Here is a 22,236-nt window from a genome sequence, read left to right on the forward strand (position 1 = left end):
GCCGATTATGAAAAACAAGGGTATCAATTAGTCTCAGACAATTATCCAACTAATGGTGTGGTTTATAACCAAGATGGTACCGTTCAAAGTTTCGAGGTTCATTTGACACATGGCACAACGCAAACAAGTGAAAGTCAAACTGTCAATGAGACCATCCATTATGTTTATAAGAACGGTGACAAAGCAGCTGATGATTATCAAGCAACGCCACTGAACTTTACGCGTACTGTAACGACCGACAAGGTCACTGGTGAAAAGACCTATGGGTCTTGGTCGGCCGATCAAAGCTTTGCGGCCGTAACTAGTCCAGCTATTAAGGGTTACACGCCAGATCAAGCTCAAATTGATACGATTACAGGTATTACCGCAGATAGTGCCGATATTGAAAAGACAGTGACCTACGTAGCTAACAAAGAAGCTGCTAAGGTTATCTATATTGATGATAAGACTGGTAAAACCTTAAGCCCTAAGGACTTGACTGGCGACTATGGTTCAACTGATCCTTATCGGACAGGTGACACCATTGCCGATTATGAAAAACAAGGGTATCAATTAGTCTCAGACAATTATCCAACTAATGGTGTGGTTTATAACCAAGATGGTACCGTTCAAAGTTTCGAGGTTCATTTAACTCATGGCACAACGCCGGTTGGTCCGAATAATCCACAAACACCAGGTACGCCAATTAATCCAGATGATCCTGATGGACCAAAGTGGCCAGAAGGAACTGACAAGAGTTCTGTTACTCAGACAGTCATTAGAACTGTTAATTACCTGGATAAGCAGACTGGCAAAGTTGTCGCTAAGCAAGTTACTGAACAGGTTACGTATAACCGTACCGCCATTGTTGATAAAGTAACTGGTCAAATCATTGGTTATTCGACAACAGGTGGTAATACCGTTGACCAAACTGATGGTGATAAAGCTTGGACTGCAGTTGATAATAAGTCTGATTGGGATTCTGTCACTTCTCCTGACTTGAGTTCCAAAGGCTACTTGGCACCGGATTTGGCCACGGTTGCTCAACAGACAGTTACCCCAGGTGATAAGGATGTTACAGTTAATGTTTACTATGACCACGACGTGGTCCCAGTAAATCCAACGAATCCACAAACACCAGGTACGCCAATTAATCCAGATGATCCAGATAGTCCGAAATGGCCAGCTGGGACTGATAAGAATTCGCTGACAACTGATGTTCACCAGACAATCCATTATCAATATGGCGATGGTTCACAAGCAGCTCCTGATAAGACTGATTCCACGACATTTGACCATCAGGTCGAAGTTGACAAAGTAACTGGCAAGATTGTTAAAGATGATGGCTGGTCCGCCGAGAATGATAAGACTAGTTTTGATGCCAAGGTTTCACCAGTGATTGCAGGTTATACAGCTAGTGAGGCAAGCAGTAAGACAGTCACAGGTTTGACTCAGGATAGTCCGGATGATGTGCAGACAATTGTTTATGCACCAAATGCCGAGACAGCGAATGTCAGTTACATTGATGACACAACTGGTAAGACGTTAAGTGCCAAGGACTTGACTGGCAATTATGGCTCAACTGATCCTTATCGGACGAGCGAAACCATTACCGGTTACGAACGCCAAGGTTATCAATTAGTATCAGATAACTACCCAACTAATGGTGTGGTTTATAATCAAGATGGCACGGTTCAAAGTTTTGAAGTTCACTTGACTCATGAAACAACACCAGTTGGTCCTAACAACCCACAAACGCCAGGAGAACCAATTAACCCAGACAATCCGGACGGACCAAAGTGGCCTACGGGCACGGATCAGAGCTCATTGACCCAAACCATTACCAGAACAGTCAACTACTATGACAATCAAACAAAAGCGGTAGTTGCCAAACAAGTTACGGAACAAGTCACCTATAACCGGACGGCGATAGTTGACAAAGTAACGGGTCAGATTATTGGCTATTCAACGACTGGTGGTAACACAGTTGACCAAACTGATGGCAGCAAAGCATGGATCGCTAAGGGCGGTGATACGAACTGGGCAGCAGTAACCTCACCAGATTTAAGCAGTGAAGGTTACACAGCGCCGGATCTGGCAACTGTGGAACAAACAACAGTCAACCCAGGTGACAAAGACGCGACGGTGAATGTTTACTATGATCATGTTGTAGTACCAGTAAACCCAAGTAAGCCAGAGACACCAGGGACGCCAATTAACCCAGACAATCCGGATGGGCCAAAGTGGCCTACGGGCACAGATAAGGATTCGTTGACCAAATCGGTTAACCAAACCATCCATTATCAATACTCTAATGGCGCAACAGCGGCACCTGATAAAACGGATACGACAACCTTTGACCATCAGGTCGAAGTTGACAAAGTAACTGGCAAGATTGTTAAAGATGATGGCTGGTTCGCCGAGAATAATAAGACTAGTTTTGATGCGAAGACATCACCAGTTATTGCAGGTTATACAGCTAGTGAGGCAAGCAGTAAGACAGTCACAGGTTTGACTCAGGATAGTCCGGATGATGTGCAGACAATTGTTTATGCACCAAATGCCGAGACAGCGAATGTCAGTTACATTGATGACACAACTGGTAAGACGTTAAGTGCCAAGGACTTGACTGGCAATTATGGCTCAACTGATCCTTATCGGACGGGTGACACCATCGCCGATTATGAAAAACAAGGGTATCAATTAGTCTCAGACAATTATCCAACTAATGGTGTGGTTTATAACCAAGATGGTACCGTTCAAAGTTTCGAGGTTCATTTGACACATGGCACAACGCAAACAAGTGAAAGTCAAACTGTCAATGAGACCATCCATTATGTTTACAAGAACGGTGACAAAGCAGCTGATGATTATCAAGCAACGCCACTGAACTTTACGCGTACTGTAACGACCGACAAGGTCACTGGTAAAAAGACCTATGGGTCTTGGTCAGCTGATCAAAGTTTTGCGGCCGTGACTAGTCCAGCTATTAAAGGTTATACGCCAGAACAGGCTGAAATTGGGTCACAAACTGTGAGTGGTGACTCCAGTGATCTTGATTTCACGGTGGTTTATGCTAAGAATGCGCCAACTATTACAACTGAAAGCAAGACGATTAATGAAACTATCCATTACGTCTACAAAGATGGTACGACAGCTCATGATGATTATGTGGCCAAGCCGGTTGAATTTACGCGTGAAGTCTCAACTGACGCAGTAACTGGGGAAAAGACGTATGGTCTTTGGTCAGCAGATCAAAGCTTTGCCGCAGTCACAAGTCCTGAATTAAAGGGTTATACAGCTGACAAGGCGCAAATTGACAAGCAAACAGTTAATGGGGACTCAAAGGACTTAGAATTCACGGTTACCTATACCAAGACTCCAGTTGCTGGCGGTAACGTCACAGCTAAGTATGTTGATGAAAACGGCAATCCAATCGCTGACGACGTTATTGCTTCTGGTAATGTAGGCGATCCATATTCAACGACCCAAAAGGATGTGCCAGGCTACACCTTCAAAGAAGTCCAAGGGAACCCTACGGGGAGCTTTACGGATCAGGATCAGACTGTTACCTATGTTTACACGAAGAACCCCGCAACAGATAACAATGGCGGCACTGGGCTCAATCAACCGGGGAAGCCAGGTAATGGTACTAACAATGGAGTAATCAATACGTCGACTAATACAGGATCTAAAGTTAACAACGGTGCTGTTAATTCACCAGAATTACCTCAAACTGGTGAAAACAATAGTCAAAGTCAAACAATGTCATTTATTGGTATTTTGTTGGCATTTGGAAGTTTACTCGGTTTTCTTGGTATCAAGAAACGTCGTAATGATTAACCATTAAATAAATATATCTGTAGTGAATATAGATTATTTAAAGAGGGCCCTGAAGAATATTATTATTCTGGCTCTGTGTCAAATGGTGTTGATTAATAGTTTTTATCTTTTGAAAGGTCCACTCTTCGGAGTGGGCTTTTTGTTATTGAACCGAAAAACTCCGTTTGAGAAGTCAGATGGCCGCAATTATGCTCTGTAGCCCTGTTTTTGGGCACACTCCTCCCCGGGGTGTCGTACACTGACTTTTCTAGGCAATCAGTTGGTAGATCCGTTCAAACATGCGCTCTTGATTGGCAAATCCATAACAGCTGCGCTTTAGTGCTTTGATCTTACGGTTAATGCCTTCTAGTGGGCCATTTGAAAGCTTGGTTTGAGAAGCATTCAAAACGCCTCTGAGGTTTTTCCTCAGTGTGGCAATGGCGATGTCCATTGGCTCACCGCACGACCTGTAGGTCTTGATGAGGTTACTCAGGCGCTCTGGGTCTAGAATTTTTGGTGTTGGAAAGTATTTCCATTCCAAAATTACTAGGCCCTAATTTAAAAAGCCATTGATAATGGATCAAAAACGGCCACTAGGGTATGCCCTAATGGTCTTTTTTATTTCTGTGCTATACTAGGAATTACAGATGTTCATTAGAACTGTCCAAAAGGAGAACTGAAAATGGCTAAAATCGGTTATGCGCGCGTGAGTTCCAAGGAGCAACATTTAGATCGACAGTTAGCGGCTTTAAAAGGCGTTGATAAATTATTTACGGATAAATTAAGTGGGGCTAACACCAATCGACCTGAACTGCAAAAAATGCTGGCCTATATTCGTGAGGGTGATATTGTCCTGGTCACTGAACTAGATCGCTTAGGCAGAAACAACCAGGATTTAACTCAGATCATGAACTCCATTCAAAATAAGGGTGCCACCCTAGATGTGTTGAATTTACCGTCCATGACGGGGATTGCTGACCCCAACTTACGTCAACTCATGACCAATCTCATTATTGAACTGTATAAGTACCAGGCTGAAAGTGAGCGTAAGCGGATTATTGAGCGTCAACAACAAGGGATTTTTCTGGCCAAGCAGCAGGGCAAATATCATGGACGCAAACCCCAATACACCCAAGACGATCCCCGCTTGCAACATGCTTTTAAACTTTATCAGACAGGCATGAGTGATGTAGATGTTGCCCGTAATACAGGGATTAAACGGACGACCTTTATCAGATATCGCAAAAAATATAGAATCTTTAAAAATGAGCTTTAAAAATGAGTTAATTGTCAGCTTAATTATTTAATAAATTGTTTGTTTATTTATTTGTCTACTAATGATATAATTAAGCTAGATGAAGGAGGTATCAAGATGAAGATTATTACTTTTACTGCTATCAAGGGTGGTGTTGGTAAAACAACCTTGACTTTAAATTATGGTGATTGGTTAGCCAAACATGGTAAGAAGGTTCTATTAATAGATTTAGACCATCAGTGCAATTTAACAACCGTTTTTGAAAAAACACGACGAAACAATACCATCGCTGAAGCGTTTAAAGAAAATGACAATGCTCAAAAAGTAAAAATTGACAGTGTCGGACCGAATCTAGATTTAATAGCCGGTTTTATAGACCTAGATGTTTTAGGAAGTTATCTAGAAAATAACAGTAACAAAGAAATGATGTTGTTCATGTGGTTTAAAAACAACTCCGATTCATTAAGCTTAACCGACTATGACTATATCTTAATTGATACGCACCCAGATTTTAGCACCATCACTAAAAACGCTATTGCTATCAGTAATTACCTGCTTAGTCCCATTACACCCAGTGAACATGGCTACAATGCCAAGTTTGACCTAGAAACACGACTCGAAAAATTCAGAAAATCACTTTTTGACTATCGAACTGGCGAAACTTACGTTGACGCAAAGCTTTTCTTTATCGGTAATATGATTAGACATAATACAAGCATGTCTCGCGATTTGCTAAAACACATAGAAGGCGATGAAACAGTCGCAACTATAATTCCTGAAAGAGAGCTCTTTAATAAAGCTACTGCAAGGCACGCTTCAATATTTGAATTAGCCAATCATGATGAATCCATTTTAAAGCAAAATCAAAAGTTCATAGAACACGCCGATCATCTTTTTCAAGAATTAGCAAATAAAACCAAGTAAGGAGAGTTAGATTATGAGTTTAGATTCATTCAACCATAAAAAAGACGAAGAAATGAGAGAAAGTTACGAAACTACATTGAAAGACAACAAGAAAGATGCAGTCGCATTTTTGAAAAATATCAGCCGAAAGGAAGTAGAGCGTAAGCGATCTGTGACCTTCTCAATTACTGAAAGTCAACTTAAAAAAATGGATACGGCTGCCCGAAAAAACGGATTTAAAAATCGTTCAGAATTCTTAGCTTCAATCATAGATGCAATTTAGCAGTTAAATAAATAAATAATTAATCAAACAAGTAAATACGCAATTTGTTCGCTTGATTAATTTGTGATTAGGTAAAAACTAGTAAAGTGCACTAAACCAAATACGGTTGCCTGTAGGTAAGCGCTATGCTAGACTAAGATTAATTTAACAACCGAATAAATAGATCAAGCTAAACAGAAAAATCCCCGATTCACGAGGAATCGGGGATTTTAGGTTTAGCAAGTAGCTAATAGCGAGCTACTTAGATTCAGACGATTTAGACCGCCAAGTTAAAATCGTCTGAACATTGTTCTTAATTTGTAGGTTAATTATACCGCAAACCAGTCCTATGGGACAAGTGAAGGATAGTTAAAAACAAATTGAATCCAATGGGCTAAGTGGCTAACCAATGCTATTTAGTCCATTTTTGTTGTTAGAAATTAAAAAAAGTTGCCGTATGGGCAACCCAGAATAGACACATGCCGGTGAATCTACAAAGCCGATCACGTCCAATGTTCGCTTTGTAATTCAGTTAAAGCATATCAGATTTGTATTTTAAAACAAGTCAGATGTTTTAGCAACTCTCTTTAAGACGACGTGTGTCAGTTAAGAAAGGGAGCTTTTATTATGGATCAATCAAACTTCAACTTTACAAATGCTAAAAGGGCCTATGAAGTAAAGTTTTACGCTTTGCCGCAGATCTTACTCCAAGGGGAAAAATATAAGGATCTTAGCGATAGTGCCATTTTACTTTATTCGGTGTTACGCGATCGTCTAAGTTACTCACTAAGCAATAATTGGGTTGACGAAAATAACAACGTATATTTCATATACACAAACAATGAACTAAAAGATTTACGAAACTGGTCAAATAATAAAATCAATAAGATTAAACACGAATTAATGGACGCGAACCTTTTGTATCAAAAACATATGGGGTTTAATCCAAGATCAGGCAAAAACGAACCAAATAGATTATATTTGGCAGATTTGGAAGTAACAGCAAAAGACGTTTATATTAAGCGAGAGCCATTAAAATCGCCTGAACCCCTTGGTACAAGCGGACTTCTCAAAAAGAGAAACCCGCATGATACCGTTGAACCCCTTGGTACAAGCGGACTTCTCAAAAAGAGAAACCCGCATGATACCGTTTCTGATACTTCTGAATCCCTTGGTACAAGCGGACTTCTCAAAAAGAGACAAGATCTAGACTATACTAATAATTTAGATACTAATAGATACAATATAGATACTCAAAAGTTGGACTTTTCCACAGCCCAATTCTCACCAGCAGAACTAGAAAAGCAAAACAAGGATTTAGTGAACCATGCTAATGATTTCTTAACTGATGAAGATAGTGGCTTACCGGTTTTCTTAGAACCAGAAGCCGTGCAATTACTTAGTTTCTGGTGCCGCACCCCGCAACAAATGCGCCGGTTTATTGGTATCATCTTGAATGCTAAATATCGAGTTGAAAAGGATCATCAGGACATTGGCGTCATAATTCCACTTGATGATGAAGAACTTAAACCTTTGATGACTAAAGCACTAAGACGCTACTTTAACGCCCTAAGAAGCAATGAAAAGCACATTAAAAACGTGGAGAACTACTTGTATGGCACCATGCAAAACCTATTTGGCGTTTGGTGGAATAAACAAGCGGCTAGAGAATATGCGGCCAAACACCCCGAAGAAGAAAAGTTGGCCGACAACGATAACAGTGGGTTGTACTACTAGTCCTAAAAGGCTACAAAATCCTTTCTAAGCGGTTTTAAGGCTTACTAACCTCTTTATAATCAAGTTAGATTTAAATGACTTAAACAGAAGAATAGGGGCTTTTAAATGAGTGCCAGAGCTAACCAGCTCAAAAGTTCAGCCTTTAGATCAACGCCAAGCTCAAGTGATTTGAGGCCAAGGCTTTATCTATTGATAAGGTAATCAAAAGGTAGTATAATGTGAGTAGTAATAAAGGGGGGCGAGAAAATCATGGCAGTTAAGGAAAAGAAACGCGTACAAGTCCAGATTGACAAAGAATTGGCCGATAATACCGAAGCCGTTTTAAGCCAGTTAGGTCTAAACCCAACTACCGCGATCAATATGTTTTATAAGCGGATTGTTGCTAATGGTGCCTTACCTTTTAATGTGTCTTTAAGCGAAGAAGAAAGAGCTAATTTACGCTTTTTAAAGGCTACCAAAGAGACACCAGTAACAGAGTTCAAAGACGCTAAAGAAGTCGCTGATTGGCTCAATGATCCAGATGAGGACTAATGGCTTATCAGATTAAATAAATTAATAACTTGGAAGTGTGATGAACATGAAAGATACAATCACAATTAATGACTTTTTTGAAATTGCCAAAGAAACTGATTTAAAAGATTTACTTGATAAGTCATTACATGAGCCAGACCCAGAAAAGCGCAAAGTATATGACGCTTTATATACCTACTTTTTAGATAAAAGGCAAGATGAGGTTATTAAGCGAAAGGACTTTGTCCGTTGATAGATAAACCCCAATATATAATTGTTGCTGGTATTAACGGAGCAGGAAAAAGTACGCTATACGATACATTTCCCAGCTTATTTGACAAAACAAAACGGATTAACGCTGATGAAATTTTAAGACAAATGGGTGGCGATTGGCATGAAGACAGTGACAACTTAAAAGCCATGAAAGAAGAAATCAAACAACTACACTATGCTTTAGATCACCAGCAAAGTATTCACGTAGAAACAACACTGGCAGGTAGAGGCAAAGCTCAACTCAATTTGATTGACAAAGCTCACAAAAATGGCTTTGAAGTGACTTTATTGTATGTTGCTTTGCGAGATGAAAATTTAGCTATCCAAAGGGTCAACGAACGGGTACAAAAAGGTGGCCATGGTGTCCCAGTAGCAACGATCAAGAAACGTTATCAGCAATCCAAACATAATTTGCCATTAGTGGCCTTTAAATCTGATAAGGTCATGATCTATGATAATAGCGAAAAGTTTACCTCTGTTTATGCAAGAGAGAAGGGACAAGTTTTTAAGAACGATTTGAGGCATTTTCCTTGGATAAACCAAAATATTACTTATCCAGAAAAGGTGCAAAAGCAGTTACAAAATTTTGCAGATCAAAACCCAGAAGTAAAGCCTAAAAATGATCCAGAAAATAAAAACGATCGGCCTAGTTATTAGGTTGATCGTTTTTTAATTTATCCGGTTTATGGGCATTAACGTAATCGGCGAATGTTTTTAAAAGCTCTTCGGTTTGTTCGACCGAGAGGTTATTAGCTTGAAAGTACTTTTCTAATAAAGCCCCTTTTTGAATTAATCGGCGAGAACGGGCCTTGCGGGCTTGCCGATTTTCATAGTATTTAGATTGCCGTAATTTAAAATCTTCCCGCTCAATTTTTTGTTTTAAACGCGCTTGTTGATCGACTAGTTTTTCATATTTATTAGACATGGAATTTCCCCATCTCGTATGGCTAATGATCTACGGACTTTACCTTTAAAAATTCAGAAAATTGCTTGGCTAAAAGCTTAATCTGATCGTTAGACAAATTAGCATAATCTAAATTGGCTTGACTGATGATTTGTTTACCTAGCCGTTGTTCAATCTTATTTTTTTCGTCCTTAATTTTTTGATTAAGGGCTTTTAATTTAGCTTCTTGTTTTTCTAGGTTACTTTGAGACATAACGATCCCTCCAATCATATTAGAAATAATTACCGAAACTATATCATATAAGAAACGTTAAGTCAAAGGATAAAATTTGAAATAGCGAAGCGGAAGGCATACACTAAGTTAAAGTTAAGAGAATCAGAAGACCGAGTGAAACGAGGTCAATGCGCACTTACACACAACAACTAAAGTTGGTTGTGTTATTGTGCTAAACCCTTGTATAAGAAGTCGCCGTTGGCGACAACAAAAGCAAACCCATAAACCCAAATAAAGGTGGTGACCGACATGGCAATATTTCACATGAGCTTTAGTAATATTAGTGCGGGAAAAGGAAGAAGCGCAATTGCTGGAGCAAGTTATAGAAGTGGTGAAAAGTTATTCGATCAAAAAGAAGGTCGAAGCTATTTTTATGCTCGGTCAGTCATGCCAGAAAGCTTTATTTTAACCCCCAAAAATGCACCAGCATGGGCGAGTGATAGAGAGAAATTATGGAATGAAGTCGAAAGAAAAGATCGGCGAGCAAATTCACGCTATGCAAAAGAGTTTAACGTGGCTTTACCAGTTGAATTAAGTGAAGATGAACAGAAAGAATTATTGACAAAATATGTACAAGAAAATTTTGTTGATGAGGGTATGGTTGCCGACGTAGCAATTCATAGAGATCACCCAGATAATCCGCACGCTCATGTTATGCTGACTAATCGTCCATTTAATCCAGACGGAGCATGGGGATTGAAAAGTAAAAGAGAAAATATATTAGATGAAAATGGGAACAAGACTTATACAGGAAATAGTCGTTTTCCAAGATCAAGAAAGGTGTGGCTGGTTGATTGGGATAAAAAAGAAAAAATTACTGAATGGCGGCACAATTGGGCGGCTAGTGTAAATCAAGTTTTAGAGCAAAAAAATATTCCGGATCGGATCAGTGAAAAATCATTTATCGAGCAGGGAATAGATGATACCCCAATGCAACATGAGGGAATCAATAGCAAGCGGCATGAGAGAAAAGAATTTAACCAACAAGTTAAGGACTATCGCAAGGCCAAAGCCAGTTATAAAAATAACCAAGAAAAAGTAATCAATAGAGGTCATTTAGATAGCCTAAGTAAACACTTCTCGTTTAATGAAAAACGGGTAGTTAAAGAGTTAAGCCATGAACTGAAAACTTATATCAGTTTGGAGAACTTAGATGATAAGCGGCGCATGCTATTTAATTGGAAAAACAGCACCTTAATTAAACATGCGGTTGGTGAAGATGTGACTAAACAATTATTGACAATTAACCAACAAGAAAGCTCACTCAAAAAAGCAGATGAACTCTTAAATAAAGTGGTTGATCGCACGACTAAAAAACTTTATCCAGAGCTTAATTTTGAACAGACCACGCAAGCTGAAAGACGAGAATTAATTAAGGAAACCGATAGCGAACAAACAGTTTTCAAAGGCAGTGAATTAAACGAACGTTTAATGGATATTCGTGATGATTTATTGACCCAGCAATTATTGACCTTTACCAAGCGGCCATACGTTGGTTTTAAGTTATTAATGCAACAAGAAAAAGAGGCCAAAATCGAACTGAAATATACGCTGATGATTCATGACGATAGCTTAGAAAGCCTAGAACACGTCGATAAAGGACTACTAGAAAAGTATTCACCAGCAGAACAGCAAAAGATTACGAGAGCAGTCAAAGACCTACGGACAATCATAGCAGTTAAGCAAGTCATTCAAACGCAATACCATGAGGTATTGAAAAGAGCCTTTCCTAATGGTGATTTAGATGATCTTTCACTAGTTAGACAAGAACAGGCTTATACAGCCGTGATGTACTATGATCCAACTTTAAAGCCATTAAAAGTCGAAACAATGGCACAATGGCAAGAAAACCCACCGAGGGTTTTCAGTACCCAAGAACATCAATTAGGGTTAGCTTATTTGTCGGGGCAGCTGAGCTTAGATCAGTTAGAAAATCATCACTTACAACGAGTTTTAAAGCATGACGGAACGAAACAAATTTTTCTTGGTGAGTGTAAAGCTGATCCAACTATTAAAACCAGCCAGATTGAAAAAATCCGAAAGCAGTTAAAAGAGCAACAAGCTAAGGACGACCAGTGCCGAAAAGCAAATATGGGGCATTATCAACCGCTAAATTACAAGCCAGTTAGTCCAGACTATTACTTAAAGACGGCCTTTAGTGACGCAATCATGACCGCCCTATATGCCCGTGATGAAGATTACCAACGGCAAAAACAGGCGCAAGGTTTAAAGGAGACTGAGTGGGAAATGACGAAAAAGCAACGGCAACATCAAACCCGGAACCGGCATGAAGATGGTGGTATGCACTTGTAATGTAAATGTAAAAACAAATGTACACAAGTGTGTTCAAATGGTGCTATAATTTAGTTAATTATTTAAGAAAGGAGTTACCTGCATGTGGCAAGACAACACGAATGGATTAGTTTATCTCAGGCCGGTATCAAGCTAGGGCATGATCGATCATATGTAAGCTTATGGTTAAGGCGGCACCCAAATAGTATGCCCGAAGAATATTTAATGGAAACCGGCACAGTCAAATTAATTTCATTGGAAGGCATTGAATGGATAAGGAAACAAACAAAAAAAGAGGGCGTCCTCGTCAGCAGTAGAGTTGCTAACGGGGATCAGCACCTAGAATTACGCCTTCTAGGTGTCACCCTCCTAATAATCCATTTTACCGGGCGGGTTAGGGGAAAGCTAGTTGTTTAATATTTCTAACCCAACAAACAACATAAGGAGGTGATCCAATGAAAGTAGAAAGCTGGCAAGGTATTAATGGCAAGCTAGTTCATGATGATCAAAAGGCGATTGTGGTTGATGATGACCAAGCATTGACTGATCCAAAACAGCTACAAGCAATTTTAGATCAAGACGGTCAGCCAATTGACGAAGTCCGGCAAGCAATGATTAAGAAGACCGTTAAACGCCAGATGAAGACTGAGCCGTTAAAGCTTAGGGGCTGGTTTAATCGCCACTATGACAGTCAAAATGCTAAAAAGACCGAAAAATTGGTAAGTGATAAACCGACCCATCAATATAAGCAAATTAAAAATGAAATGACCTTTTTTGGTGAGAGCTTCTTGGAAGGCTTCTTAGGCTTCTATGGCTTAGAAGTTGATAACGCCTTAGGACGTTACGAACATAATTTGCATGTTTTGGAAACGCAGGAACTTGGTCAGTCTGAAAAAGAATACTACTTAGCCACAAGTGAAAATGGTCGCGTCAAATTAGCCACCGATCCATTACCAAGCCAGCAAATTGCCGAGGAACAATTGAACAAGTTCTATCAGCGTGAGCCAGAAGAAACGCAAGCAGAACAAATTCAATTACGAACATCAGAAGACGATAGGAAGGAGGAATAACATGAAGTTCAGCAAAGTAAAAGCGTTAGCAACTACTGGAGCTACTGCAATTTATTTGGGCTTAATGAACGCCCAGGTTGTTTTTGCGGCGGGCGGTGGCGAAGTTCAAAGCAAACTAACCAGCGCTGGTAAGACGATTCAAGGCATTTTAACCGGATTGGTCGTTTTAGTTGGGATTTGTGTCGCGCTATTTATTATTATCAAACGAATGCCTGACGCAGACGATCCGCGAGAGAAATCAGAAGTTTACCACGCGGTTGGTCGAGTAGCTGGTTTAGTTGCCTTGGCGGCGGCCATTATCTGGATACTACCTTGGGTTTACAGCCTATTCACTTAATTTAAAAAGGAGCCTGCCAAATGAAGAAAGGAAAAGAATTTATCTTCCCAGAGAACGTAGATAAAGATTACGGGATCTGGAAAGACTACACCTTGAAGGATTTTGGCTATGCGGCGCTGGCAGGACTAGTGGGCTTAATTTTTATTGCAATCCCACCCTATGGTCTGATCTTAGTCCTGATAAAAATAGTGATTGTTGTCTTAGCCATGACGATTGTCATGGCTATTTTAACAATTCGGCCAGTTGCGGCGCGGAAGAATATTAAAGTGCGGGATAGCTTTAAGCTGAAACGCCGCTATGCCAATGGTCAGAAGCTGTTCTATTTAAAACCGAAGAAGCGAGGTGAACTAAATGCGTTTGAAAAAGAGCAAAACCGCCAATAAATCAGTAAAGCTCGATTGGGATTACCAACCGCCTAAAATCAATGGTGGCAAAGAGACCATTGATGACATGAGCTTGGTGGTGGGTATGTATGGTAACTACGAAGTTACCAAAACAGGTAATCTCGTTGGCATTTTGGAAGTTAGCGGGATCAACCTTGATTTACTTAATGAAACCGAACAACAGGACGTTTTTGAGGACTATGGCGCCTTTCTCATGAGTACCTTAGGTGAAGGCGTTGATGACACCTTACAGTTCTTAGAGCCGACAATTCCCGTCAATATGACGGCGTATCTAAACGGTCTCAAACGGCGGTATCTCGCTTTACAAAAAGATCACCCCGAGCAACAGTTCAAAATCCAGCTCATAGCCAGTTATTTGGATCACTTTACTAAAGTCCAAGAATCCAAAAACATGACAACTAAGCAACATCTGCTAATCGTTAAGGTGCCAATTAAAGACAAAAGTGTTAAGAGCTTAAACCTAGCGGTCACTCATTTAGACGAAAAGATCGAACAGGTTAAACGAGACATTGAAAATGCGTTAACGGATTTTGATGTGACAGCCAAAGTTTTGACTAGTCAAGAAGTCCAAGAGATTTTAAAGAACTTGATCAATTTCAATGGATAGGAGGCAACAGTATGAGTTTTGGCGATAAGGTCATTGATTTGTTCATGCCAACCAAGAAAGAAAGTCAGCAAAATAGTGAACCAGCGGTTAATAAGCAAAAGCCGGAGGTTGAAGACTTTACCAAGCTGATTGATCGCGATAGCTTGCATTCACTATTCCCGTTTAGCTGGGAACAGTACCCCACTTACGTCCAGTCGGGGGAGAATTTTATTCGGGTGTTAGCGATTGCCGACTATCCTAAGCGGGTGTATGGCAACTGGTTATCAGAATTGAAGCGCAAAAAAGGCGTTATCGATATTGTGCAATATATCGACAGCGCCAGTAACAATTCAATGATTACCTATTACAAGAAGACGATTCAAAATAAGGAAGCGCAGAAGCTGAATACGTTCGACCCGTATAAAAAGAAGATTCTGCAAAACTACATTGATTCGGCCAACATGCAACTAGATAAATACCTTGATAATTCTACCACATTTGTCTATCAACATATGCTGGTTTATCTGCGGGCCAATAGTTTAGCAGAGCTAGACGATTTAACCGAAAACGTCAAGAATACGTTGATTAAGCTACAAATGAAGCCCCTAGTGCCCGTTAAAGCGACGTTCCAAGCTTTTTGGTCAACCATGCCAATTAACGAGAACCTCATGGGGGATTACACGTACAAAGAAAGTAATACCGAAGTTGCCAGCAGCATGTTTCCTTTTGATGACGCTGAAATTCTGGACTTAAAGCCGAGAAGCGATATTGAAGGAGTTAACAAAGATACCAACAGCTTAATTGCCGTAGATATGTTGGATCGCAACAAGACCCTAAATCAAAATCAAGTGATTATCGGGACCTCGGGGGTCGGCAAGACCACCTATATGATTCAGAAAATCCTACGCTACGCCATTCAAGACTATCAAATCTACATTATTGATCCAGAAAACGAATATACCAAGATTGTTGAAGCCCTGGGTGGGGCAGTCTTGCACTTAACTTCTAATGCTAAGTACAAAATTAACCCGCTCCAAATTTTCTCCGAAGAAATCCTCAGCGCTGATGAGGCGGTCACGAACCTTGATTTACTAGTCAAAGATAAAATCCAGCGATTAAAGGGGTTCTTTGAAGTCCTTAAAACCGGGATTACCCAAGTTGAACTGGCAATCCTTGATGATGTTGTTAAACAAGCTTACGTCAACAGTGGCGTTTTGAAATACAGCCGCTTGAAAGAAATTAAAGACGATCAGTGGCCGACCTTATCCAATGTTTATGACGAGTTGGAAAAATTGGCTGATAAGGACGCTGACAAATTTGGTCGGGTTAAAGACTTCTACTATATTTTAGGCAGTTATACCCATGGCTCTAACAGCCTATTTGACGGCCACACCAACGTTAACTTAAAAGGGAAAATCATTTCCTTTGATTTAAAACCGCTACAAAGTGAACAGGAAGTCCAATCAGCGGCCTATCTGAATACTTTTCAGTATCTATGGGACGAAATTACCAAAGACCGTCATACTCGCAAAAAGTTATTTGTTGATGAATTTCACTTTTTGACCTTGCACAAAGCGGCCGCAACCTTTTTCCACCAAGCATACAAGCGGTTTAGAAAGTACAATGCCGGAGCCATTGCCGGAACGCAGCAAATTCAAGATGTGATCGAAGGAACAACTGATACCGGTCAAAATATAGGTGAAGCCATTATTGGTAACTCCTATACGAAAGTCTTTTTCGGTTTAGACGGTAAAGGCGTTGATGATGTGATTACTAAGTTGAGAATGACGTTCTCGGATAAAGAAAAGAAATTATTGGAGCGCCGCCGGCAAGGTGAAGCCCTGATGATCTATGGTAGCCAACGCGCCTTTATGCGTGTCGAGTTGACCGAAGAAGAATTGCGGTTAATTGATCCCGAAGCTTACCAAGAAAAATACAACCGTGAGACAGCCATTCAACCGGATTATCAAAAGCGCGTGATCCTGACGCCAAGTGAAATTGACGCCTTGACCACTACCGAAGAGGAAGGAGGGACTTTAAATGAGTAAATCAAATCAGCTATTAAATATCGAGGTCGGCACGTTCAAGCGACAAGGGAACAAGTTAATTCTCGAACTCAATCACAATCAGTTTCGATATGACCAGTTGAGTGAGCTAAACGAATTAAAGCAAGCTGATGCCAATTTTTTGCAGTTGGTTAACGTGGTTGAGCAAGACCAAAAGGTCGTTTTAACTTATACCTTGCCAGATAAGGTCAGATCATTAAAGGAATTACCACATGAGAATAAGGCAATCCGGGCGGCCATTGCGAAAGAAATCATGGCGCAAAAGGTGGTTGCTGATAGCCAGTATCACGTTGCATTGAACCCAGCTAATCTGTGGTATTACCCCATGCAACATGTTTGGTACGCCTATCGCGCCAATGAACTCATGCCTTATGATGACAAACATAGCAATTTAGCTAAATACAAAGCGCTGATTCTATTTTGTTTGACGGGGACGCCCTATGAACGGCTACTAAGCAATCCTAAAGAAGCCCTAGCTAAACACCCTGATGACTATTTACAACAAGTAGCTAAAGCTACGTCGTTAAATGAGTTAACGGAAGTGGTTAACAGCATTGAGGACTTTGTAAGTTATCACGAATGGCAGGAAGTTGAAACGGCCCAACAGAAAACCAAACAACGTTTATGGTTGAGCGTGGCCGGAGTGGCGATTGTGGCCGTTTTGGCTGTCGGTTTAGTCCATAAAAGTGACGAACGAAAGTATCAAAGCTTAGCTAACCAGAACCAAGCCCAGGTCACACGATTAAAATATAGCGGCCAAATTCAAACTGCTTTAAATGATCATAAGTGGTCAGAAGCGCAAAAAGATATGCAACGGGCCGGCTACCCTGCAACTAAGCAAGTCAATGTCTTTTTAAAGCATGGTCAGTACCAGCAAGCTTTAAAGGTTGACCCAAGTCAGTTGAACAAGGTTGTTAACACGGCTTATGCCAACAAAGATAGTAGCCAAGTGGCTGATTGGCAGTTGCCAACTAAGGCGACGAGCAAGCAAAAAGACCAATTGCAACTCGAAAAAGCGATTGTTAACTACGATACCAATACGCTCAATAACCAATTATCCTTTACGACGAACGCTGATGTTTTATTGAGAATGGGACAAGCCTTCCTAGCCCATAACGATACGCAAGACGCCCAGACCGTCCAAACCAAATTAGCTGGGGTGAACAGCCCTAAAGCCAAGTATCTTAAAGCGCTATTAAGTCTCAATGCCGCTAAGAACGAAGTTAGCGACGCGCAAAAGAAGTTAGATGACGCCAACAAGATTGATGGCAGTAAAGATAAGGATAAAGACAAGAAGGTGGATTCAGCCAAGTCGGACTTAAAGAATGCGCAGAGTGACCAATCAGCAGCGCAAAAACAAGTTGATCAGGCCAAGCGCAAAGTGGGTGATTAAATGCAGATATTGTCGCTTGAATATAAGAAAAAGAAGTGGAAGTTGATTGCTTATATTGTGGGCGGTGCCATTCTGCTAATCGTCTTGCTGATTGCCGCGATTACTGGTCAGCTACAAGAAAACAGTTGTGATAACTCAACCACCACAGAGACGCAATTGGATAGTAAGAGCATGACAGAAAATGCCAAAAATATCTATGCGCACTGGAAACAGAAGTATGGCGCCACCCCGCAAGCGGCCGCCGGTATCTTGGGGGTCTTACAACTGGAAAGTCGCCTTGATCCCAATTCGGTTAATTCAAGTTCCGGTGCCACGGGCTTAGCCCAGTGGTTAGGCGGTCGAAAGGATAAGCTGGAAGACTTAGCCCACAAAGAAAACAAACCAGCGACTAATCTCGGGGTGCAGTTGGATTATCTCGACCAAGAATTGAACAGTAGTTACTATGCGTCAAACAAGCAGATTTTTAAGTATACGGACGTGCATAAAGCGACCAAATCTTGGTTAATGGATTACGAGGGTATGAGTAAGAACCCGGAACAATGGTATTTAAGCCAAAGATACGGTTATGCCGATCATTGGTATTCCGTGTTGGGTACAAGTGATCCCGTGGCCGGTAATACCTTAGACAATGCGAGTTCAGGCGATCTGACCGAGCTAGGTTGTGATAGTGACCCGAGCTATTCCGGCGGTAGTATCGTCAAAAATGCGGAAAGTATGAAAGGTGACTTCTACTATGTGCAAACCCACCCCAGCCCCGATTTAGGTAGCGATTTAAAGAACCCTAACAAAACCGGTGGGACGGATTGTTCGGGCTTTGTCTGGTTAGCGCTTAATAAAGCTGGTTACAAGGTACCGGCCAACATGGGCTGGTTTACCGGTACGATGGCAAGTGACGCCAAAGGCAGTCATCAATATCTGAAACAGATCAGTGAAAATGACGCCAAAGCCGGCGATATTGTGATTGTTAATCAAGGTGCCGGGGCCGGGAACAATGGGCACACCGCAATCTTGTTAGACAAGTGGCAAGGGAAAGCCACCAAAATCATTGAGCAAGGTGGTGTCGGCGACAAGGTTAACGAAAGCACATTTGGCACCGCGTTTTATAGCTTATTGAACGGTAGCGATGTGACGTTAGCCCGGCCAATCAAGAAGTAAGGAGGACGAGCAAATGAAACGCAGCATGGTTTTAAGTATTGCGATTGGTAGTTTGATCTTAATCATGTCATTAGGGGCGAATGCCTATCAACATAGCCAAATTAAGCAGGCACAACAACAGATTAGTCGCTTACAACAACAGAAGCGCCAAGTTAGCCGGCAATTGACTAAAGTTAATCAACAAAAGCAGTTATTGAGCACCCAAATTGACAGTTATAAGACCTACCAAAATAATAAAGACAAAAGTCAGGCTGAATTGAGCTTTAATACGGTGGTCACCAAGTTCTTTGACGTCATGAATAACTTCAAGCCCAAGACCTACGGTCAGCGTAAAGATGGCGTTAAAGACTTGATTTCCGACAAATTGTACCAGCAATACTTTTCAAATAAAGGCACGTATGGTGATAGCAATAGTGTTTCAGCCAAATTAGATCAGCTGAACCTGTATACACAAAGTAAGCAGGGGCAAAACATGAAGGGCTTGGCCGTCGTCAGTTATGAAAGTAAGAGTGGCGACAACGACTGGCAAAAGGCGACGGTACTTTATCAAGTGACTTTCGATACCACCACGAATCGAATCACCGCAGTCCAAAACTTAGGCAGTAGCTTCAAAGCCAGTGACCTTAATTAAGCGGGTTGGTAAAGCCCTAGCGGTAATCGTGGTGGTTTTAGCCGTTAGCGGGTTTACTGGTCATCAATACGTCAATCACGTGGAAAAACAGCGGCCAGTTGTGACGCTGGCTAAGCACCCTGAAAAAGTGTTGTTCTTCTATCGTGATGATTGCCCGGATTGCCAAGCTATTTTTCACCGAATCTATTGGCACAACGTCATCAGTCACAACATCATTTTGATTAACATGAATCAGCCAAAGAATCGGCATTACATTCAGCAATATCAATTAACGTCAGTCCCAACCTTGATTCATGGCAAGCAACGGTATGCCGGTACCAAGCAGTCACAAATTAAACGAATCGTAGGTGATTAGCAATGAAAGATAGAAGCATAGCTGTGATTAAAGCCAGTTGGCCGTACCTACTAACGCTAATCATTGGCTTGTATTTAGCGGAGATTTTAGCTGGCTCTGTCATGGCCTTGTCCCGCTATAAGTTGGCATTTGCAGATCATATGCCAACCGTATTAAAACAATTAGCTTTACACCCTTGGCACTATTACAACTTGTATTTGGGCCAAAAGAACCCAGTACTAATTATTGTCAGTGTCGCCGTGGTCCTATACACCATCTATTTTGCTTTGAAGCGCAATAGCAAGCACAAAGCGTGGGAAACCGCAGACACTGAAACCCACGGGAGCGCGACTTGGGGTAATCTAAAAGAATTGAGTGACCATTACTTTAGTATCAATGCCAAAGACCTCACCACAGCATTTAACAAGAGTACCAAGTCAGAAATTCTCAAATCATTAGTGGATCGAGAAAAGTCAGCGAAGGGGGCAGATTAACATGAATGGCACCATTTTAGGGATCGTGGATAAACGGATTGTTTACCAGAATAACAGCACTAAACCAAACCGGAATATCTTTGTGGTTGGGGGCCCAGGATCGTATAAGACCCAGTCAGTCGTCATTACCAACTTGTTTAATGAAACGGAGAACAGCATTGTCGTAACTGATCCGAAAGGTGAATTATACGAAAAAACGGCCGGTATTAAGTTAGCCCAGGGTTATCAAGTGCATGTCGTCAACTTTGCCAACATGGCGCACAGTGATCGCTACAATCCCTTTGATTATATTCAACGGGATATTCAAGCTGAAACCGTCGCCACGAAGATCGTTCAGAGTGAAAATGCCGAAGGCAAAAAAGACGTATGGTTCAGTACCCAGCGGCAACTTTTGAAGGCACTAATCCTGTTTGTTATGAACCACCGCGCGCCCGACCAAAGGAACTTGGCCGGTGTAACGCAAGTCTTACAAGAAAACGATGTGGAGGCCGAGGAAAAGGGCGCAGATAGTCCGTTAGACACCCTGTTTCTTGATCTAACCATGACTGATCCAGCGAGACGCGCTTATGAGTTAGGGTTCAAAAAGGCCAAAGGCGAAATGAAGGCCAGTATTATTGAAAGCTTGTTGGCGACCATTTCGAAGTTCGTCGATCAAGAAGTGGCCGACTTTACCAGCTTTTCGGATTTTGATTTAAAAGAGATTGGCAACGACAAAGTGGTGCTATACGTGATTATCCCCGTCATGGATAACACTTATGAAAGCTTCATCAATCTGTTTTTCTCACAATTATTTGATGAATTATATAAATTAGCGGCCGATCATCACGCTAAATTGCCCCACCAAGTCGATTTTATCCTTGATGAATTTGTCAATTTAGGGAAGTTTCCCAAGTATGAGGAGTTCTTAGCGACGTGTCGGGGATATGGCATTGGTGTGACGACCATTTGTCAGACCTTAACCCAACTACAAGCCTTGTATGGCAAGGATAAGGCCGAGAGTATCTTAGGTAACCATGCCGTTAAAATTTGCTTAAATGCCGCTAATGATGTGACCGCTAAATACTTTAGTGATCTGTTAGGAAAATCAACCGTAAAAGTGGAAACCGGTAGTGAGAGTACCAGTCATAGCAAGGAAGAAAGCCACAGCAAGAGCGATAGTTACAGCTATACGAGCCGTTCGCTCATGACGCCCGATGAAATTATGCGTATGCCCGAAGATCAGAGCTTATTAATCTTTAGTAATGCCCGACCAGTCAAAGCGACAAAAGCGTTCCAGTTTAAACTATTTCCGGGGGCTGATCATTTGGTTAACTTGTCACAGAACGATTATCAAGGCCAACCAGAAGCCAGCCAGGAAACCAACTTTAAGAATAAAGTAGAAAAATGGAAAGCAAAATTAAAGGAGACTGCTCAAAAAGAAGTCGCAAACAAGATGTCTCAGAAAGAGGAGGAGCAACAACAGGACAACCTAGACAGCGATTTAGAGAGAGTTTCAAATAAAGATAGTCAAACAGAGGCGCCAGAAGAAGACGACAACAACTTATTTGGATAATGG

At 41.2% G+C, this 22,236-nt stretch carries 23 protein-coding genes and 1 pseudogene; 21 read left to right on the forward strand and 3 right to left on the reverse strand.

Translation table 11 applies throughout. The features are described from left to right. Positions 1-3,822: mucin-binding protein (locus ACYVQZ_RS08685; RefSeq protein ID WP_461241009.1), on the forward strand; the 3,822-nt coding region annotated here is incomplete at its 5' end. Positions 3,823-4,069: 247 nt separating this feature from the next. On the opposite strand, the pseudogene ACYVQZ_RS08690 reads toward ACYVQZ_RS08685, so the two are convergent. Next, positions 4,070-4,300, reverse strand: a pseudogene (locus ACYVQZ_RS08690) (transposase); the annotation flags it as partial. A gap of 183 nt (positions 4,301-4,483) precedes the next feature. Here ACYVQZ_RS08690 and ACYVQZ_RS08695 point away from each other — a divergent pair. From ACYVQZ_RS08695 to ACYVQZ_RS08725, 7 genes are all read left to right on the forward strand, one after another. Next, positions 4,484-5,077, forward strand: coding sequence for a recombinase family protein (locus ACYVQZ_RS08695; protein ID WP_076633313.1), 594 nt, complete (start codon positions 4,484-4,486; stop codon positions 5,075-5,077). Positions 5,078-5,173: 96 nt separating this feature from the next. Continuing rightward, positions 5,174-5,980: a ParA family protein gene (locus ACYVQZ_RS08700; protein ID WP_010010267.1), complete on the forward strand. Its 807-nt coding sequence runs from the start codon at positions 5,174-5,176 to the stop codon at positions 5,978-5,980. Positions 5,981-5,993: 13 nt separating this feature from the next. Further along, positions 5,994-6,242: a ribbon-helix-helix domain-containing protein gene (locus ACYVQZ_RS08705; protein ID WP_002825834.1), complete on the forward strand. Its 249-nt coding sequence runs from the start codon at positions 5,994-5,996 to the stop codon at positions 6,240-6,242. A 606-nt stretch (positions 6,243-6,848) separates the two neighbouring features. Next, complete coding sequence (locus ACYVQZ_RS08710) at positions 6,849-7,958, forward strand: replication initiator protein A (protein ID WP_434804504.1); 1,110 nt, start codon at positions 6,849-6,851, stop codon at positions 7,956-7,958. A 249-nt stretch (positions 7,959-8,207) separates the two neighbouring features. After that, positions 8,208-8,489: a type II toxin-antitoxin system RelB/DinJ family antitoxin gene (locus ACYVQZ_RS08715; protein WP_003660204.1), complete on the forward strand. Its 282-nt coding sequence runs from the start codon at positions 8,208-8,210 to the stop codon at positions 8,487-8,489. 46 nt (positions 8,490-8,535) lie between these two features. Beyond that, the gene (locus ACYVQZ_RS08720; RefSeq protein ID WP_010620892.1) at positions 8,536-8,721 is read left to right on the forward strand and encodes a hypothetical protein; all 186 of its coding nucleotides are present in this window, start codon (positions 8,536-8,538) and stop codon (positions 8,719-8,721) included. Beyond that, positions 8,718-9,398 (forward strand): ATPase, encoded by a 681-nt coding sequence (locus ACYVQZ_RS08725; RefSeq protein ID WP_064658609.1) that lies wholly within the window; start codon positions 8,718-8,720, stop codon positions 9,396-9,398. The genes ACYVQZ_RS08720 and ACYVQZ_RS08725 overlap by 4 nt, the downstream gene beginning before the upstream one ends. On the opposite strand, the gene ACYVQZ_RS08730 is transcribed toward ACYVQZ_RS08725, so the two are convergent. After that, the gene (locus tag ACYVQZ_RS08730; protein ID WP_461241010.1) at positions 9,388-9,666 is read right to left on the reverse strand and encodes a hypothetical protein; all 279 of its coding nucleotides are present in this window, start codon (positions 9,664-9,666) and stop codon (positions 9,388-9,390) included. The genes ACYVQZ_RS08725 and ACYVQZ_RS08730 overlap by 11 nt on opposite strands. 22 nt (positions 9,667-9,688) lie before the next feature. Beyond that, a complete protein-coding gene (locus ACYVQZ_RS08735; RefSeq protein WP_003555660.1) occupies positions 9,689-9,916 on the reverse strand; it encodes a hypothetical protein in 228 nt (75 codons plus the stop codon). A gap of 252 nt (positions 9,917-10,168) precedes the next feature. Here ACYVQZ_RS08735 and mobQ point away from each other — a divergent pair, with 252 nt between their 5' ends. From mobQ to ACYVQZ_RS08800, 13 genes are all read left to right on the forward strand, one after another. Then, a complete protein-coding gene (mobQ, locus tag ACYVQZ_RS08740) occupies positions 10,169-12,232 on the forward strand; it encodes a MobQ family relaxase (RefSeq protein WP_461241011.1) in 2,064 nt (687 codons plus the stop codon). Between the two features lie 84 nt (positions 12,233-12,316). Then, positions 12,317-12,628, forward strand: coding sequence for a hypothetical protein (locus ACYVQZ_RS08745; protein ID WP_076633307.1), 312 nt, complete (start codon positions 12,317-12,319; stop codon positions 12,626-12,628). Between the two features lie 38 nt (positions 12,629-12,666). Further along, positions 12,667-13,281 (forward strand): hypothetical protein, encoded by a 615-nt coding sequence (locus ACYVQZ_RS08750; RefSeq protein ID WP_076633306.1) that lies wholly within the window; start codon positions 12,667-12,669, stop codon positions 13,279-13,281. 1 nt (position 13,282) lies between these two features. After that, entirely contained in the window at positions 13,283-13,618 is a 336-nt protein-coding gene (locus ACYVQZ_RS08755) for a CagC family type IV secretion system protein (protein WP_063846746.1), read from the forward strand. A 20-nt stretch (positions 13,619-13,638) separates the two neighbouring features. Beyond that, positions 13,639-14,001 carry a hypothetical protein gene (locus ACYVQZ_RS08760; protein WP_063846745.1) on the forward strand — a complete coding sequence of 121 codons (363 nt, stop codon included), beginning with the start codon at positions 13,639-13,641 and terminating at the stop codon, positions 13,999-14,001. Continuing rightward, positions 13,970-14,629: a TrsD/TraD family conjugative transfer protein gene (trsD, locus tag ACYVQZ_RS08765; RefSeq protein WP_016381866.1), complete on the forward strand. Its 660-nt coding sequence runs from the start codon at positions 13,970-13,972 to the stop codon at positions 14,627-14,629. Before ACYVQZ_RS08760 ends, trsD begins: the two co-directional genes overlap by 32 nt. An 11-nt stretch (positions 14,630-14,640) precedes the next feature. After that, entirely contained in the window at positions 14,641-16,656 is a 2,016-nt protein-coding gene (locus ACYVQZ_RS08770) for a VirB4 family type IV secretion system protein (RefSeq protein WP_076633305.1), read from the forward strand. Then, entirely contained in the window at positions 16,649-18,067 is a 1,419-nt protein-coding gene (locus ACYVQZ_RS08775) for a type VII secretion protein EssB/YukC (RefSeq protein WP_461241012.1), read from the forward strand. Before ACYVQZ_RS08770 ends, ACYVQZ_RS08775 begins: the two co-directional genes overlap by 8 nt. Further along, entirely contained in the window at positions 18,068-19,222 is a 1,155-nt protein-coding gene (locus ACYVQZ_RS08780; protein ID WP_461241013.1) for a phage tail tip lysozyme, read from the forward strand. It begins immediately after the preceding gene. Between the two features lie 13 nt (positions 19,223-19,235). Continuing rightward, entirely contained in the window at positions 19,236-19,853 is a 618-nt protein-coding gene (locus ACYVQZ_RS08785) for a hypothetical protein (RefSeq protein WP_461241014.1), read from the forward strand. Further along, positions 19,840-20,208, forward strand: coding sequence for a thioredoxin domain-containing protein (locus ACYVQZ_RS08790; RefSeq protein WP_461241015.1), 369 nt, complete (start codon positions 19,840-19,842; stop codon positions 20,206-20,208). The genes ACYVQZ_RS08785 and ACYVQZ_RS08790 overlap by 14 nt, the downstream gene beginning before the upstream one ends. A 2-nt stretch (positions 20,209-20,210) precedes the next feature. Then, a complete protein-coding gene (locus ACYVQZ_RS08795; protein ID WP_461241016.1) occupies positions 20,211-20,681 on the forward strand; it encodes a conjugal transfer protein in 471 nt (156 codons plus the stop codon). 1 nt (position 20,682) lies between these two features. Next, positions 20,683-22,233 (forward strand): VirD4-like conjugal transfer protein, CD1115 family, encoded by a 1,551-nt coding sequence (locus ACYVQZ_RS08800; RefSeq protein WP_461241017.1) that lies wholly within the window; start codon positions 20,683-20,685, stop codon positions 22,231-22,233. Positions 22,234-22,236 lie beyond the last annotated feature (3 nt).

The sequence above is a fragment of the Paucilactobacillus salsurae genome (assembly GCF_054784995.1).